This is a genomic window from Streptomyces beihaiensis, from assembly GCF_026274175.1.
In the GTDB taxonomy this organism is placed as follows: Bacteria; Actinomycetota; Actinomycetes; order Streptomycetales; family Streptomycetaceae; genus Streptomyces; species Streptomyces beihaiensis.
On record NZ_JAPHNL010000280.1, the window covers coordinates 23862 to 38961 of the forward strand.

The following is a 15100-nucleotide window of genomic DNA, read 5'->3' on the forward strand; positions in this document are numbered from 1 at the left end:
GGCCGGAGGGCGTGAGTCGGGGGCGTGAGCCGGGGCGTTGGCCGGGAGCCGAGCCACTCAAGCTCTGGCCAAAGTTATGAACGATCAGTAGGAACGGCTTGGAAATCGGGTCTCGCTTCTATTAACGTTCGATAACGCAGCACGGTCGTCCCAGCCGTCACAAGAGGCGGCTCCGTGCGCACGCTCAATCCCGCAAGGGAGCCGGGGAACCACCAACTTGGGGTGAATCGGCCCTGCCCGCAGGGCCCGTAGGAGACCTTCCTGCTCCGAACCCGTCAGCTAACCCGGTCGGCGAGAAGGAAGGAAAGGAGCGCGCCTCCGTGGCGTCGAACCACCCCGATGAGGACGCGTACGGCTCGTACGACACGTACGGCGGCGGGCAACAGCCCTGGGAGGAATGGAATCCCACCGAGGAGTCCGTCCGCCCGGTCAAGGGCAGGCACCGCGTCGCCCGCCAGCGCGGCTTCGCGCGCGGCTCCACAGTGCTCGGCGTCGGTGTGATCGCCGCCGTCGGCGCGGGCGGCGTCGCCACCGCGCAGGGCAAGGCGCCGGTCCACATCGCCATGCCCGACCTGTCCTCGGTCACCGACTCGCTGTCCGACGCCGACTCCCTGCCGGGGGTCGGCGCGCTCATATCCGACGCCGAGTCGGGCTCCCACTCCGGCGCGGGCTCCGGCGGCCAGGCCGCCTCCTCCCCGCTGACCTCCGCCGGTGTCACGAAGGCCGACGCCGCCCAGGGCCGCACCGACGCGGGCGAGGCACTGCGCGCCCGCATCATGCAGCAGGCCGACTCGCAGGAGGACGCCGCCGACACCGCCGCGAGGAAGGCGGCCGAGGAAGCCGCCGCGAAGAAGGCCGCCGAGCAGGCCGCGGCCGAGCAGAAGGCGGCCGAGGCCGAGGCGGCGCGCAAGGCGGAGGCCGCGCGTCTCGCCAAGCTGCGGGAGAGCTACAAGCTGCCCGTCGCCTCGTACACGATCACCGGCACCTTCGGTCAGCCCGGCTCCCTGTGGTCGTCCGGGTACCACACGGGCCTCGACTTCGCGGCGCCCACCGGCACGCCGATCCACGCGATCCACTCCGGCACCGTCACGGAGGCCGGCTGGGCGGGCGCGTACGGCTACCGCACGATCCTCACCCTCGACGACGGCACCGAGCTGTGGTTCTGCCACCAGTCGTCGATCAATGTCGGCGTCGGCCGGAAGGTCACCACCGGCGACGTCATCGGCCGCGTCGGCGCCACCGGCAACGTGACCGGCCCTCACCTCCACCTGGAGGTCCACCCGGACGGCCAGGCGACGGCCGTCGACCCGGCGCCGTGGCTGCGCGACAAGGGCCTGACCCCCTGAACCGCACGCACGGACGGTTCACACGACTCCGGCGGCCCTGACGGCACCCCCCCCGACGTCAGGGCCGTCGGCCTCCGGCCGCCGACTGGCCGGCGGCGGAACGTGTTTTCCGGAGGGCGTTGCCGAAGGTGTTGAATCGGGGCATGACTTCACTTCGCCCCCTGGGCTCGTCCGACCTGAAGGTCTTCCCCCTCTCCCTCGGCGGCAACGTGTTCGGCTGGACGGCCGACGAACCCACGTCCTTCGCGGTGCTCGACGCGTACGTGGCCGGGGGCGGCAACTTCATCGACACGGCCGACTCGTACTCGGCATGGGTCGAGGGCAACGAGGGCGGTGAGTCCGAGACCGTCATCGGCCGGTGGCTCGCCGCGCGCGGCCGCCGCGACGACGTCGTCATCGCCACCAAGGTCAGCCAGCACCCGCGGTTCCAGGGCCTGTCGGCCGCCAACATCAAGGCCGCGGCGGACGCGTCGCTCCAGCGTCTGGGCACCGACCACATCGACCTGTACTACACGCACTTCGACAAGCCCGAGATCCCCGTCGAGGAGATCGTCGGCGCGCTGGACGAACTGGTGCGGGCGGGCAAGGTCCGCCAGATCGCCGCGTCGAACATCTCGCCCGAACGTCTCCAGGCGTCCCTCGACTTCTCCGACCGCGAGGGCCTGGCCCGTTACGTGGCCGTACAGCCGCACTACAACCTCGTCTCGCGTGACACGTACGAGGGCGGTCTCCAGGACACCGTCGCGCGCGGCGGTCTCGGCGCCGTCCCCTACTTCTCGCTCGCCTCCGGCTTCCTGACCGGCAAGTACCGGCCGGGCGTGACGGTCGACAGCGCGCGGGCCACCGGCGCCGCCAAGCACCTGGAGACCGAGCGCGGCCGCAAGGTCATCGCCGCGCTCGACGAGATCGCGGGCGAACGCGGCGCGGAGATCCCCACGGTCGCCCTGGCCTGGCTCGCCGCACAGCCCACCGTGACCGCGCCGATCGCCTCCGCGCGCACGGTCGAGCAGCTCCCGGCGCTGCTCGCCGCCGCGGACCTGGAGCTGACGCAGGACGAGGTTGCGCGGTTGACGCGGGCTTCGGAGTAGTCGCAGCAGGGGCCGCGCGGACCGAGGCCACTCACGGCGACGGCGAGCGGTAGGGGTTGTACGCGTACGGGGGGTACGCGGCATGCGCCGGATTCGAGGGGGGTGCGGGGTTCACGGGGTGTGTGGGGTTCACGGGGTGTGTGGGGTCCACGGGGTGCGCGGGATATCCGGCGTGCGGGTACCGCATGGGGTGGACCGGCGGCAGAGCCGAGACCGCGGGAAGCGGCGAAACCGCCGGTGTCGCCGCCACCGACGGAACCCAGACCGGTGGCGGCGCGCACACCCGCGCCGCGTAGGCGAGCGCGGGTCGCGCGGGCCCGCGCAGCTCCCACAGCGCGGTGAGCAGCTCCCGTTCCCGTACGACGAAGTCGGCCCCGGCCCGTCCTTTGTGGCCGCGGCGGCGCAGCACGGCGAGTGCGGTCGCGTGCCGCTCGTACGTGGCCACGGAGCGGGCCGCCGACCGACCGCCGTGGAACTCGGCGTACTCGCGGGCCAGGCGGCGCGCCTTGAGCGAGCCGAGGGCGTACGGTTCCGGCGGCGTCAGCCAGCCCGCGGCGACGTAGGCGGGCAGCTCCTCGCGCACGGTGCGCAGTTCGCGGTGGCGCAGGTGGACCGCGAGCCAGGTGACCAGCGCGAACGCGGGCACCATGAACGCCGCGTACACGATGAGGAAGCCGTACTCGGCGAGCGATGAGGAAGCGTTCCAGAAGGCGTGCATGCCCATCGCGGTGAGCAGACCGCCGAGCGGCGGAAGGACGCGGCGGAGCCGGCCGCGCTCGGGGGCGGTGACGGCGGCGACGCCGAAGCCGATGCCGGTGCAGACGGTGAACAGGGGGTGCGCGAACGGCGACATCACGATCCGCACGAAGAACGTGGCGGCGGTGACGGAGGCCAGGCCGTGGCCGGCGCCGGTGAGCTGGTCGGTGCCGAAGGCGTTGCCGAGGTAGAGGATGTTCTCGGTGAACGCGAAGCCGGTCGCGGTGACCCCGGCGATGACGATGCCGTCGACGACGGACCGGAAGTCCCGGCGGCGGAAGAGGAACACCAGCAGCACGGCCGCCGCCTTCGCCGACTCCTCGACGATCGGCGCTATGACGGTGGCGCCGAGGGTGTTGGCGTTCGAGGGGTCCGCGGTGTTCGTGGCGATCCAGTGGGTGGCGAAACTGTTGGCGACGATCGCGATCAGCGCGGCCGCGCAGGCGCCCCACGCGAAGGCGAAGACCGTGTTCCTCCAGGGGCCCGGCCGGACCCGGTCGAGCCACCGGAAGGCGGATATCAGCAGCGGCACCGGCACCACGGCGAGCCCGAGCCCGACGAGGAAGCCCTCCGTGCCGGTCTGCTCCCGTACCAGCGCCAGGATGACGGCGCCGGACAGCGCGAGCAGCGTCGCGAGGGCGGCGGCGCGCACGCCGGTCCGCTGCCACCAGCGCGGATGCGGAACCGCGACGCCCGGCGCGTCGGGGTGGGCACCGGGAGCGCGGTCCTGGTGGGTCGGGTAGGCGGCGTACGGGTCCACGGATTGACCCTAACGAGCGATGCGGCGCGCCGCGACGGGGCCTCGCAAGCTCACCCCCTGGGGCGGCCGGCTTGTCAGCGGCGCCGGAACAGCAGGTCGTGCACCACGTGCCCCTTGTCGAGCCCCTGGCCCTCGAACCGGGTCAGCGGCCGGAACGCGGGACGCGGCGCGTACCCGCCGTCGGCCTGCGTGTTCTCGTAGTCGGGGTGGTCGGTGAGTACGTCGAGCATCTGCTCGGCGTACTCCTCCCAGTCGGTCGCGCAGTGCACGAGCGCGCCCGGCTTGAGCGGCCCGGCGGCGAGCGACAGGAATTCCGGCTGGATCAGCCGCCGCTTGTTGTGCCGCTTCTTGGGCCAGGGGTCGGGGAAGTAGACGCGCAGCCCGTCGAGGCAGTCGTCGGGGAGCATGGCGCGCAGCAGGATGATGGCGTCGCCGTTGGCCACGCGGATGTTCGTCAGCCCGTTCCGGTCGGCGAGATTGAGCAGGTTGCCCTGGCCCGGGGTGTGCACGTCGACGGCGAGGATGCCGGTGGCCGGATCGTCGGCGGCCATCTGGGCGGTGGCCTCGCCCATGCCGAATCCGATCTCGAGGACGACCCGCTCGGTCCCGGGGAACAGCTCGTCGAGGCTGAGCACCCGCTGCCCGTCGATGTCGAGCCCCCACTTGGGCCACAGCCTCCGCAGCGCGTCGCCCTGCGCGCTCGTGACCCGGCTCCGGCGTGGCGTGAAGCTGCGGATCCGGCGTTCGAAGTGCGCCCCGGCGGGATCGGGCAGCGGCCCGTCGGGAAACCGTTCACCAGTGGATTTGATCGACTCAGACACAGTGCCGTCAATGGTACGGCCACGGCGTGCGCGGCCCGTCGGTGTGGCGGCGCGGCGGTGTGGCCGCCTGGTGGCGGGGGGCGAGACGGAGGGCGAGACGGGGGCGAGACAGGGGCGGCACCGTGGCTGACCGCGCGGTCACAACCGGCGCAGCGCCCGCCGGGCGACCTCCCGCCCGATCGGCAGAGAGGCCGTCGCGGCGGGCGACGGAGCGTTGAGCACATGCACGGTCCGCTCCCCCTCCCGTATCAGGAAGTCGTCCACCAGCGTCCCGTCCCGCAACACCGCCTGCGCCCGCACCCCGGCGGGCGCCCGTACGAGATCATCCGCCTCCACCGCGGGCACCAGACGGCGCACCGCGTCCGTGAACGCCCGCTTCGACGCGGACCGCCGCACCTCCCCGGCCCCGTACCGCCAGTGCCGTCGCGCTATCCGCCACGATCCGGGCCAGGCCAACGTCCCGGCCAGCTCCCGTGGCCGTACGACACCCCACCCGTACCCCTCGCGGGCCAGCGCGGGAACCGCGTTCGGCCCCACGTGCACACCTCCGTCGACGCCTCGCGTCAGATGCACGCCGAGGAACGGGAACGCCGGATCGGGCACCGGATACACGAGGCCGCGCACCAGCCCGGGCCGCGCCAGCTCGAAGTACTCACCGCGGAACGGCACGATCCGCATGCCCGGATCGTCCCCGGTCAGCCGCGCGATCCGGTCGCACTGCAACCCGCCGCAGTTGACCAGCACCTTCCCCCGCACCACGTCTCCCGCGCGGGTGCGCACCGCCACGCCGAGCCCGGCCCGCCGGTCGACCCGCACCACGTCCGCGCCGTAACGCACCTGTGCCCCGGACGCCTCACCGAGCCGCGCGGCAACGGCCGTGTAGTCGGCGATCCCGGTGGTGCCGACATGGATCGCGGCGAGCCCACGAACCTCCGGCTCATACTCCTCGATCTGCGCGGGGCCCAGCTCCCGCACCGGAATCCCGTTCTCCCGGCCGCGCTGCACCAGGGCGTGCAGCCGAGGCAGCTCGTCCCGCTCCGTGGCGACGATCAGCTTCCCGGTGACCTCGTGCGCGATCCCGTGCTCAGCGCAGAACTTCACCATCTCGGACGCGCCCCGCACCGCGTACCGGGCCTTGAGCGAACCGGGCCGGTAGTAGATACCGCTGTGAATGACCCCGCTGTTGCGCCCGGTCTGATGCCGAGCCGGGCCGTCCTCCTTCTCCAGCACGACCACCCGTGTCCCGGGCGCGGCCTGCGTGAGCGCATACGCGGTGGACAGCCCGACGATCCCCCCACCGATCACGAGCACATCCGCGTCAAACACACCCGACCCCACCAGCCCTCACCTCCACATCCCCATCTTGCCCGCCCCCACTGACAATCCACCTTCCCCACCCGGCCCGGCCCGCCGTCCGGTCCGCCGCCGGACCGGTCCGGGCCGCGTCGGGCGGTTCCGCCTGGTGCGGCCCGCCGCCTGGGCAGTCCGCCACCCGGGGCGGCAGGGTGGGCAAGGCGGCACCCCCGGTGCGGCGGCAAGGGACGGCGGGGCCCGGCCCCGCCGCCGCGAGCGGCGCCCCGGCCCAGCGCAACCACCCGCCCACCCCTACGCGGGAGCGACCAGCAGCGGCCGAGCCCGCTCCCGCAACTCCACCACCCGCGGCTCATCCCCGTACGGCTCCAACCGCTGCAACAAATCCCTGACGTACTCCGTGGTGCGTGCCGACGAGATCCGCCCCGCCACCTCGAGCGCCCGCGTGCCCTGCTCACACGCCGCGTCCAGGTTCCCCGACTCCAGCTCGGCAACGGCCGAGACCACCAGCCGCAACCCGTGCGAGCGCACATACTCCTCCGTGGGCCGCGACAGCGCCTGCTCCGTGAAGCGCCGCACCTGCCGCGGCGCCTTCAGATCCCGGTAGCACTCGGCCGCGTCCGCCGCGAAGCGGTCGTACGAGTAGAAGCCGAGCCACGACGGGTCGCTGTCGCCGTCGCGGGCCCGCTCCAGCCACCCCTCGGCGGCCCGCAGCGCGGCCCCGGCCGCGTGCGCGTCACCCGCGCGCGCGTGCGCGCGCGCCTCGATCAGCCGGAAGAAGCTCATGGTGCGGGCAGTGGCGAGTCCCCGGTTGCGTTCGATGGCGGCCTGCGCCAGGTCCACCCCCTCGTCGCCGAAGCCCCGGTACGTCGCCTGGAGCGACATGGAGGCCAGCACATACCCGCCCAGCGGCACGTCCGCCGCGGCGCGGGCCAGCCGCAACGCCTGGATGTAGTACCGCTGCGCGGCCTCCTGCTGCCCGGTGTCGAACGCCATCCACCCGGCGAGCCGCGTCAGCTCGGCCGTCGCGCCGAACAGCGAGCGCCCCACCTCATCCGTGTACGTGCCGAGCAGCAGCGGCGCGGCCTCGACCCGCAGGCACTCGGGCACCATGGACGAGCGCCAGTCACCGCCCCCGTACTTGGAGTCCCAGCGCCGCGCGTCCTCCGCCGCCTCCCGCAGCTTGCGCACATCGCTGTGGCCGACCTTCTGCGGCGCCCCCTCCTCGGGCCCGTCCGGCCCCTCGGGCCCGTCCGTCGCCGCCTGGAGCGAGTGCCGCTCGCGCGCGACCGACGAGTCCGCCGGGGTTATCAGCCACCGTGACGCGGGCGTCGCGTACGCGCTCACCGCGAACGACCCCGCCAGGGACTGCCAGATGCCGCCGCTGCCCGCCCGCCGCCCGGCGAGGTCGAGCCGGTACAGCTCGGTCGCCGACTTCACCGCCGCCCGCACGTCGCGCGGGAAGGCGAGCCCCACCTCGGGGGCCGGGTCGGCGTCGGCGAGGCCGATCTCGTGCAGCGGCACGGGCCGGCCGAGCTTCTGCCCGATGGCGGCCGCGATCAGGTGCGGGGCGGCGCCCTGCGGCACCATGCCCTTGGACACCCAGCGGGCCACGGACGTCTTGTCGTAGCGAAGGGTCAACCCGCGCTGCGCGCCGAGATCGTTGACCCGGCGGGCCAGGCCCGCGTTGCTGATTCCCGCGAGGGCGAGAACGGCGCCGAGTTTCTCGTTCGGGCCGCGTTGCTCCCTGGACATGAGCCACCCCTCGACACAGACGGCTGCCGCATCGGCGCTGCGCCCGGCCGGTCCGGCCTGGCATAACCGCGCGGCATCGTGCACCCAGCGTAGTTCGCCGGATCCCAAGCGTTAAGGGTCGTGGATCCGGATGGCGGGATTGTGGTCCGTACGCGGATACGGTCCACGCCACGCCCTGTGACCACGTGCTCCTGGCGTGGTGCCGTGCGCCCGTGCGTGCGCTCTTACCCGCCAGGGCGGGGGAGGCTTGCATGGGCCCTGCGTGGGTCGGCCCGCTGTACTGGATCCAGCGGGCTGGGGGACACCGCCGCCTTCATCCCCGCGGGCGGCGGACCGGTCCGGGAGGCGAAGCGCGCCTCCCGGACCGTGCGTTGCACACGGTGGCCGAACCAGGGTGGCCGACTCCGGCCAACCCGGGCCGATTTGGCCGAAAATCGACCCTGCGCGGCGGCGACTTTTCCCCTCCCGTCCGCGCCTTTTCTCCGTCGCTTTCGTAACGCGACGGTCCAACCGCAGCTCACAAGGGGCGCGTTCGGGGGCGCATGCGCCTCTGCGTCGCTCACGTCTTGCGCCCTCCTTCGCGCCGTCTTCGTGGCAGCATGGGGATCCCTTGAGTGTCCCTCGCGTGTCCCTCGCGTGTTCCTGAGTGTCCCCGAGAGCTCCCGAGTGTCCTTGGTTGCCCACAGGCTGTGGAGGCGGCGATGCGCTGGTTGGTGGGGTGGAGCAGTACCGCCGCCGGGCCCGCCCCGTTCGGCTCCGCGTCCGGCTCCGCGTCCGGCTCCGCAGGAGCCGCGGGCACGGACGGCGAGACGGTGCACCCGGTCGGCTCCCAGCTCCTGTGGGGCGACCCGGACCCGCTCTGGGCGGTCGGCGACTGGCGCCCCGACGAGGTGCGCGTCGTCCAGGCCGACTCGCGCACGCGCATCGCGGTCCTCGGCGTGTGCGGCGCCTCCGACGACGAACTGCGCGTCGCCCTGTTCGCCGCGCGCGGCGGCGCCCTGCGCCACCTCACGGCCTGGCCCGGCAGTTACACCGCCGTCGTCCAGGTCGGCCGCCGCGTCACCGTCGCGGCCGACCTCGCGGGCGCACGCCCGGTCTTCTACACCCCCTGGGCGGGCGGCACCGCCTACGCGACCGCCGCCCTGCCGCTGGCCGACCTCATCGAGGCCCCCCTGGACGTGGGCCACCTCGCCGCGCTCCTCGCCGCCCCCGACGTCCCCGAGGCGCTGCACGACTCGACGCCGTACCAGGGCGTGCGCCGGATACTTCCCGGCCACGCCCTGATCCTGCGCGCCGGGTCCCGTGAGATCGCCGGCTACGAGCCGGTGGCGTCGCTCGCCGTGGCCGCCCCGCCCGCCGAGCCCGCCGGAGCCCTGGACGCCGTCAAAGACGCCCTCGTGGACGCCGTACGGGCCCGCCTGGCCGCCCCCCGGCACGTGCCCGGCGCCGACCTCGATCCCGGCCCCGTACCCGGAATGGGGCCCGCCGAGCGGCGCGCCGCCCGCGGCATGCCCGTGCCCGGCATCGGCGCCGACCTCTCCGGCGGCCCGGCATCCGGCACCCTCGCGCTGCTCGCCGCGGGCCTGCCAGGGCTGCCCGGCACCGTCCTTGGCCACGGCACCGGCGCGGGCGAACGGCTCCTGGCGGTCACCTTCAACGACCTGTCGGCCGGTGCCGCCCACCGCGACGCCGAACTCCAGCGGGCGGGCGCCATCGCGGCCAACCCCCGCCTGCACCACGTGGTGGTGACAGGCGACGAACAGACGCTGCCCTACGCCGACCTGGAAGGCCCGCTCACCGACGAGCCGAGCGCCGTACTCGTCACCGCCGCCCGCCATCGCGCCCGCCTCGCCTCCGGCAGCGCCGACCACTTCACCGGGCACGGCGCACGCCAGGTCCTCGACGCCCACCCGGCCCGCCTGGCCGACCTGCTGATGGACCGGCGCCGCCGCCACATGCTGCGCCCCGTCGCCGCGCTCACCAAGGCGGACGGCTCCTTCACCGTGCCCGCGCGCGTGTACGGCGCCGCCCGCAAGCTCGCCCGTACGCCCTACAAGGCCGGACTCACCGCCCTCGCCGACCGGCTCCTGGAGCGCCGCTTCGACGAACCCCGCGGCCTCGGCGGTCCCGTCGGTGCCTCGCTCGCCGCGCTGACCTGGGCCAGGCCCGGCCCCGCCGCGCGCTGGCTGACCGGCGAGGCGCTCGCCGAAGTATCGGTTCGCCTCCAGGAGGGCACCGCCCGGCCGGGACCGGGCCCCGGCCAGCGGCCCGGAGCCTTCCGCGCCCGCGCGGCACTCGCCCGGCACGCCGCCGCCCTGCGCGCGCTCGAACAGGCCGCCGAGGTCCGCTTCCAGCGCCTGCACGCCCCGTTCCTCGACAACCAGGTCGTACGCGCCTGCCGCGCCCTGCCCGAGACGCTCCGCGTCCGGCCCGGCGCCCGCGCGGCCATCCTGCGCACCGTCCTGGAAGGCGCGGGCGTCACCGACCTGCCGCCCGGCTGGGGCGCCCCCTCGCACGCCTCGTCGGCGGCCGCGGCCCGCACCGGCCTGCGCGTCTCCGTCAACCACCTGATCACCCTGTTCGACACCCCGCTGCTCGCCCAGACCGGCCTGGTCGACGCCCGCGTCGTCCGCAAGGCGCTGCGCGCGGCGGCCGACGGCGAACCCCTCCCGCTGGACGGCCTCGCCGACCTCGTCTCCCTGGAGGTATGGCTGCGCCGCCTCCTGGCCCGCCGCGGCACCTGCTGGACCGGCACCCCGGCACGCGCGCGTGCCGTCCCCACCGGAAGCGTGGTGCCGGAGCGGGCACTGGGGGCGGGGCCGCGGTGACAGTGCCCGCCAAGGTCTGACGGCGGGCGGGGTTCGGTGGGCGGCGGTCAGCGCTGCGTCCGCGCCGGGGCGGCGGCAAAAACCGGGCGCCCTGACGCGGCAGCGGAGACAATGCCCGCGTGCAGTACTCGATCCTCGGCACCACACAGGCGTACGACGACCAGGGCACCCTCGTGCCCGTGGGCGGGCCGCGCCTGCGCGCACTCCTCACGTCCCTGGCGCTGCACACCCCGTACACCGCCCCCGTCGACGCCCTCATCGACGACGTGTGGGCCGACGCCCCGCCCGCCGACGCCCCGGCCGCCCTCCAAGCCCTCGTAGGCCGGCTCCGCCGCGCCCTCGGCCACGCGGCGATCACCTCCGAGACCGGCGGCTACCGCCTCGCCGTCGCCCGCGACGCCATCGACCTGTACGTCTTCGAACGGCTCGTCCGCGACGGCACCCGGGCCCTGGCCGCCGACGACCCGGCCACCGCGGCCGGCACCCTGCGCGAGGCACTCGCCCTGTGGCGCGGCCCCGCCCTCGCCGACCTGCCGGGACACACCGCCGCCACGCGCCCCGAGGCCGAACGCCTGGAGGCCACCCGCGCGCGCGTGGAAGCGGATCTGCTGCTCGGTCGCGCCCACGACCTCGTTCCCGAGCTGCGCGAACTCACCGCCGCCCACCCGTACGACGAGCCGCTGCACGCCCTGCTCATCCGCGCGCTGCGCGCGACCGGCCAGGGCGCGGACGCCCTCGCCGCCCACGACACCGCCCGCCGCACCCTGGCGGAGGGGCTCGGCACCGACCCGGGGCCGGAACTGACCCGCCTGCATGCCGAGTTGCTGGCGGAGACCACGCCGGACGAGCACGGCGGCGCCCGCACGGCCGCCGACCCGCACCTCGCGGGCCCTTCCCACTCCACGCAGCCGCCGCACTCCGTACAGCACCCGCACTCCGTACAGCACGCGCACCCCGCACAGCCCGCGCAATCGGCGGCCCGTACCGGCAACCTCACGCCGAGGCTGAATTCCTTCGTCGGACGGGAACCCGAACTCGCGGCCATCTGTTCTGACCTGCGAGGAGCACGCCTGGTCACGCTCACGGGCCCCGGCGGTTCCGGCAAGACCCGCCTGGCCGAGGAAGCCGCGGCACCGGTTTCCCAGGCATGGCTGGCCGAGCTGGCACCGCTCGACGACCCGCGGGACGTCCCCGGCGCGGTCGTCAGCGCGCTCGGTTTGCGGGAGACCGCCTTGCGGACCAGCGAGCTGTCACTGCCTCAGGACGACGACCCGACGCACCTCCTCGTCGAGCACTGCGCCCAGCGCAGCCTGCTCCTGGTCCTTGACAACTGCGAGCATGTGATCGACGCGGCGGCCCGGCTCGCCGAGACGCTCCTCACGCGCTGCCCGCGCCTGACGATCCTCGCCACCAGCCGCGAACCCCTCGGCGTACCGGGGGAGTCCGTGCGCCCCATCGAACCGCTGACCCCGGACCACGCCCACCGCCTGTTCGCCGAACGGGCCGCCGCGGTCCGCCCCGGCTTCGACCCAGACCAGGATCCGGCCTCCATCGCCGAGATCTGCCGCCGTCTCGACGGCCTGCCGCTCGCCATCGAACTGGCGGCGGCCCGACTGCGGCTGCTCACGCCCCGCCAGATCGCCGACCGTCTCGACGACCGCTTCCGTCTTCTGACCAGCGGCAGCCGCACCGTCCTGCCCCGCCAGCAGACCCTCCGCGCGGTCATCGACTGGTCCTGGGACCTGCTCGACGAGCGGGAGCGCGCCGTACTGCGCGAGGTCTCAGTCTTCGCCGGCGGCTGGGACCTGGAGGCCGCCGAGGCGGTCTGCGCGAGCGAGACCGACGGCGCGGCGACGATCGCCGACACCATCGGCTCTCTCCTGGACAAGTCCCTGCTGACCGCGGCCCCGTGCGGCGGCGGCCTGCCCGGCATGCGCTACCGCATGCTGGAGACCATCCACGAGTACGCTGCCGAGCGCGCGGCCGAGGCCCCCGAGCTGCGGCTCGCCGCCGAGCGCTCACACCTCGCGTACGTGCGCGCGCTGGTCGAGACGGCCGACCCGAAGCTGCGCACGGGCGACCAGCTCCCGTGGATCGCCCGTCTGGAGACCGAGCTGGACAACATCCGCGCCGCGCTGCACCGCGCCACGTCGTCGCCCGACCTGGCCGACGAGGAGACGGCGATCGGGCTCGTCCTGCGCCTGGGCTGGTTCTGGTGGCTGCGCAACTACCGGGGCGAGGGCGCCGCCTGGGTCGAGCGCGTCCGCGCGATGCTGCCGCACGGCGGCAGCCTGGACCACGTGGGCGAGCCCGGAGACCCGCTCTACTGGCCGCGGATGAGCCTGAGTCTGCTCGGCTTCTTCCTGCTCGCGGAGCACCGACCGCAGGAACTCGGCGTCCGGGAGGCCGACCGAGCCGACCTGGCGCGCCTGCGCGACGCCTTCGCCGCACCAGGCCCGCAGTCCGCCCGGTTCCCCGGCCTGATCTGGCCCTTCGCTGTCTTCTTCCTGGAGGGCGAGGGCGCCGACGCGGGGGCCGCCCTCGACGAGGCGGTGGCCAACTGCCGCAGATACGGCGGCGAGTGGGACGTGGGCGTCGGGATGATGTTCCGCGCGCACATGGCCGTCGACATGCCGGGAAACATGCACGGCGTCGACGCCGACCTGGCGGAGCTGCGTGGCATCAGCCGCCGCGTCGGCGACCGGTGGATGCGCGCCCAGGTGTGCAGCGCGGCGGGCGAGGCAGCCACGGCCCGGGGTCTGCTCGACGAGGCGAAGGAGGAGTACGAGGAGGCACTGCGGCTCGCCTATGAGGTGGGGGCATACGCCGAGGCCCCGTTCCTGCTGGCCAGGCTCGCCGAGCTCGCCTACCGCGCGGGCGACCGGGAGACCGCGCGGAAGGCGCTCGACGCGGCGAGCGACGAGGCCGACCGGTACGGGGTGGGGGACGCGCTGGCCTTCATCTCGATGCTGCGCGCGCTGCTCGCCCTGGCCGACGGCGAGGTGGCACGCGCGCGCGAGTTGTGCGACCGGGCCCGTGACGAATCCCGGTTCGGCACTCCGCCGCCGCAGTTCGTCGCCGTTCTCGGCGCGGTGGACGCCCGCGTCACGGCCGAGGAGTCCGGCGCCGCGGCCGGGCTCGACCTGCTCCTGAGGCTGCTGCGCGACGGTGAGGTGCGCCGCTGCGCCGAGACGGTCGTGGCGGGCCTGATGGACATCGGCGCCGCGCTCCTGGCCCGCCTGGACGGCCGGGAGAACCTGGAGCGCTCCGTCCGGCTGTACGCGGTGGCGGACGCACTGCGCGCTCGTCCCACGCGGCCGCAGCCGGAGCGCGCCGAGTACGAGGCGGTCGAGTCCCGCGCCAGGGCCGAACTCGGGGAGGCACGATGCGAGTCAGAGCGCTCGGCGGGGGCGCTCCTCACCCAGGACGACGTCCTGACGGAACTGACGCGGGCCGTCTCCGTGCGCTGACCGGCAGGCCCGGGAGAGCCGTCCCGGTCCCCCGGGCCCCGTGTCCCTGTGCCCCCCCCGGTCCTCCCGGCCCCCGGTCCTCCCGGCCCCCCGGTCCTCCCGGCCCCCCGGTCCTCCCGGCCCCCGGTCAGCCGCAGGTGAAGCGGGACTCCGCCCAGTCGGCGACGGCGACCGCGCCGAACGGGGCCTCGGGCTCGACGACGAGCCGGACCGTCTTGTGCCCGGTCAGGTTCACGTGCACCGGCACGGCGGGCTCGTGCCCGCGCACCACCGGCGACCGCCAGGCCCGCGCCCCGTCGACGTACACGGAGAACCGGACGGCGCCGAGCCCCAGCGTCATGTCGTCGACACCGGCGAACGCGTTGTACGCCGTGCACCTGCGGTTCAGGTCGATGGTGACGGAGGACCGGGAGTGCACCGAGACGCCGTTGGCGTACTTCTTGTCCGCGATCGACATGCCGTACCGCTGCCACACCCAGCTGCTGTCGGACATCCGTACCTCGGGCCCGGTGCCGTCCCCGGAGATGTCGTAGTCGAGCCGGTTCAGCTGGTAGACGGCCGGGGCGGGCGGGGGAGTCGGCGTCGGGGTGGGCGTGGGCGTCGGGGTGGGCTTCGGCGTCGGCGTAGGGGTCGGCTTCGGTTCGGGCTTCGGCGCGGGTGCCGGGGGAGGCGTGGGAGTGGGCGTGGGTGTCGGAGCCGGTTTCGGCGGCGCGGGAGCGGGCTCGGGCGGCGTGGGCTTCGGCTTCGGTGAGGGCCTCTTCGGCGCCGCCGGTTTCGACGCCGGCGGCGGCGCGGGCTTGGCCTCCGGCTTCGGATGCGGCGAACCGGCGAGCGCCATCGCCACCGCGACGGCGACCCCGGCCGCCACCACACCGGCCGCGATACCGGCCTTGGCGGGCGCGCCGAGCCCCTCCGACACGGCCGCGCCGCCGCCCGCGCCGCCCGACGAGCCGCCCGCTGCCGCT

General features: G+C 74.6%; 9 protein-coding genes and 1 riboswitch. Of the genes, 4 read left to right on the forward strand and 5 right to left on the reverse strand.

Annotation, left to right across the window (positions count from 1 at the left end; all coding sequences use genetic code 11):
• Positions 1 to 171: 171 nt before the first annotated feature.
• Positions 172 to 309, forward strand: a riboswitch (cyclic di-AMP (ydaO/yuaA leader).
• Positions 310 to 320: 11 nt separating this feature from the next.
• Positions 321 to 1346 (forward strand): M23 family metallopeptidase, encoded by a 1026-nt coding sequence (locus OFY01_RS23800; RefSeq protein ID WP_266603151.1) that lies wholly within the window; start codon positions 321 to 323, stop codon positions 1344 to 1346.
• A gap of 143 nt (positions 1347 to 1489) precedes the next feature.
• Positions 1490 to 2434 carry an aldo/keto reductase gene (locus OFY01_RS23805; protein WP_266603153.1) on the forward strand — a complete coding sequence of 315 codons (945 nt, stop codon included), beginning with the start codon at positions 1490 to 1492 and terminating at the stop codon, positions 2432 to 2434.
• A 31-nt stretch (positions 2435 to 2465) separates the two neighbouring features.
• Here OFY01_RS23805 and OFY01_RS23810 read toward each other — a convergent pair whose 3' ends face one another.
• From OFY01_RS23810 to OFY01_RS23825, 4 genes are all read right to left on the reverse strand, one after another.
• Positions 2466 to 3950 carry a PrsW family intramembrane metalloprotease gene (locus OFY01_RS23810; protein WP_407700408.1) on the reverse strand — a complete coding sequence of 495 codons (1485 nt, stop codon included), beginning with the start codon at positions 3948 to 3950 and terminating at the stop codon, positions 2466 to 2468.
• Positions 3951 to 4024: 74 nt separating this feature from the next.
• Positions 4025 to 4771, reverse strand: a complete 747-nt coding sequence (gene trmB, locus OFY01_RS23815) for a tRNA (guanosine(46)-N7)-methyltransferase TrmB (protein WP_266603155.1) — start codon at positions 4769 to 4771, stop codon at positions 4025 to 4027.
• A 138-nt stretch (positions 4772 to 4909) separates the two neighbouring features.
• A complete protein-coding gene (gene lhgO / locus OFY01_RS23820) occupies positions 4910 to 6097 on the reverse strand; it encodes an L-2-hydroxyglutarate oxidase (RefSeq protein ID WP_266603157.1) in 1188 nt (395 codons plus the stop codon).
• Positions 6098 to 6376: 279 nt separating this feature from the next.
• A complete protein-coding gene (locus OFY01_RS23825) occupies positions 6377 to 7837 on the reverse strand; it encodes an MFS transporter (protein WP_266603159.1) in 1461 nt (486 codons plus the stop codon).
• 701 nt (positions 7838 to 8538) lie between these two features.
• Here OFY01_RS23825 and OFY01_RS23830 point away from each other — a divergent pair.
• Together OFY01_RS23830 and OFY01_RS23835 are read left to right on the forward strand one after the other, a co-directional pair.
• A complete protein-coding gene (locus OFY01_RS23830) occupies positions 8539 to 10665 on the forward strand; it encodes an asparagine synthase-related protein (protein WP_266603161.1) in 2127 nt (708 codons plus the stop codon).
• Positions 10666 to 10784: 119 nt separating this feature from the next.
• Positions 10785 to 14135 carry an AfsR/SARP family transcriptional regulator gene (locus OFY01_RS23835; RefSeq protein ID WP_266603162.1) on the forward strand — a complete coding sequence of 1117 codons (3351 nt, stop codon included), beginning with the start codon at positions 10785 to 10787 and terminating at the stop codon, positions 14133 to 14135.
• A 127-nt stretch (positions 14136 to 14262) separates the two neighbouring features.
• On the opposite strand, the gene OFY01_RS23840 is transcribed toward OFY01_RS23835, so the two are convergent.
• Positions 14263 to 15100: NPCBM/NEW2 domain-containing protein (locus OFY01_RS23840; RefSeq protein ID WP_266603163.1), on the reverse strand; the 838-nt coding region annotated here is incomplete at its 5' end.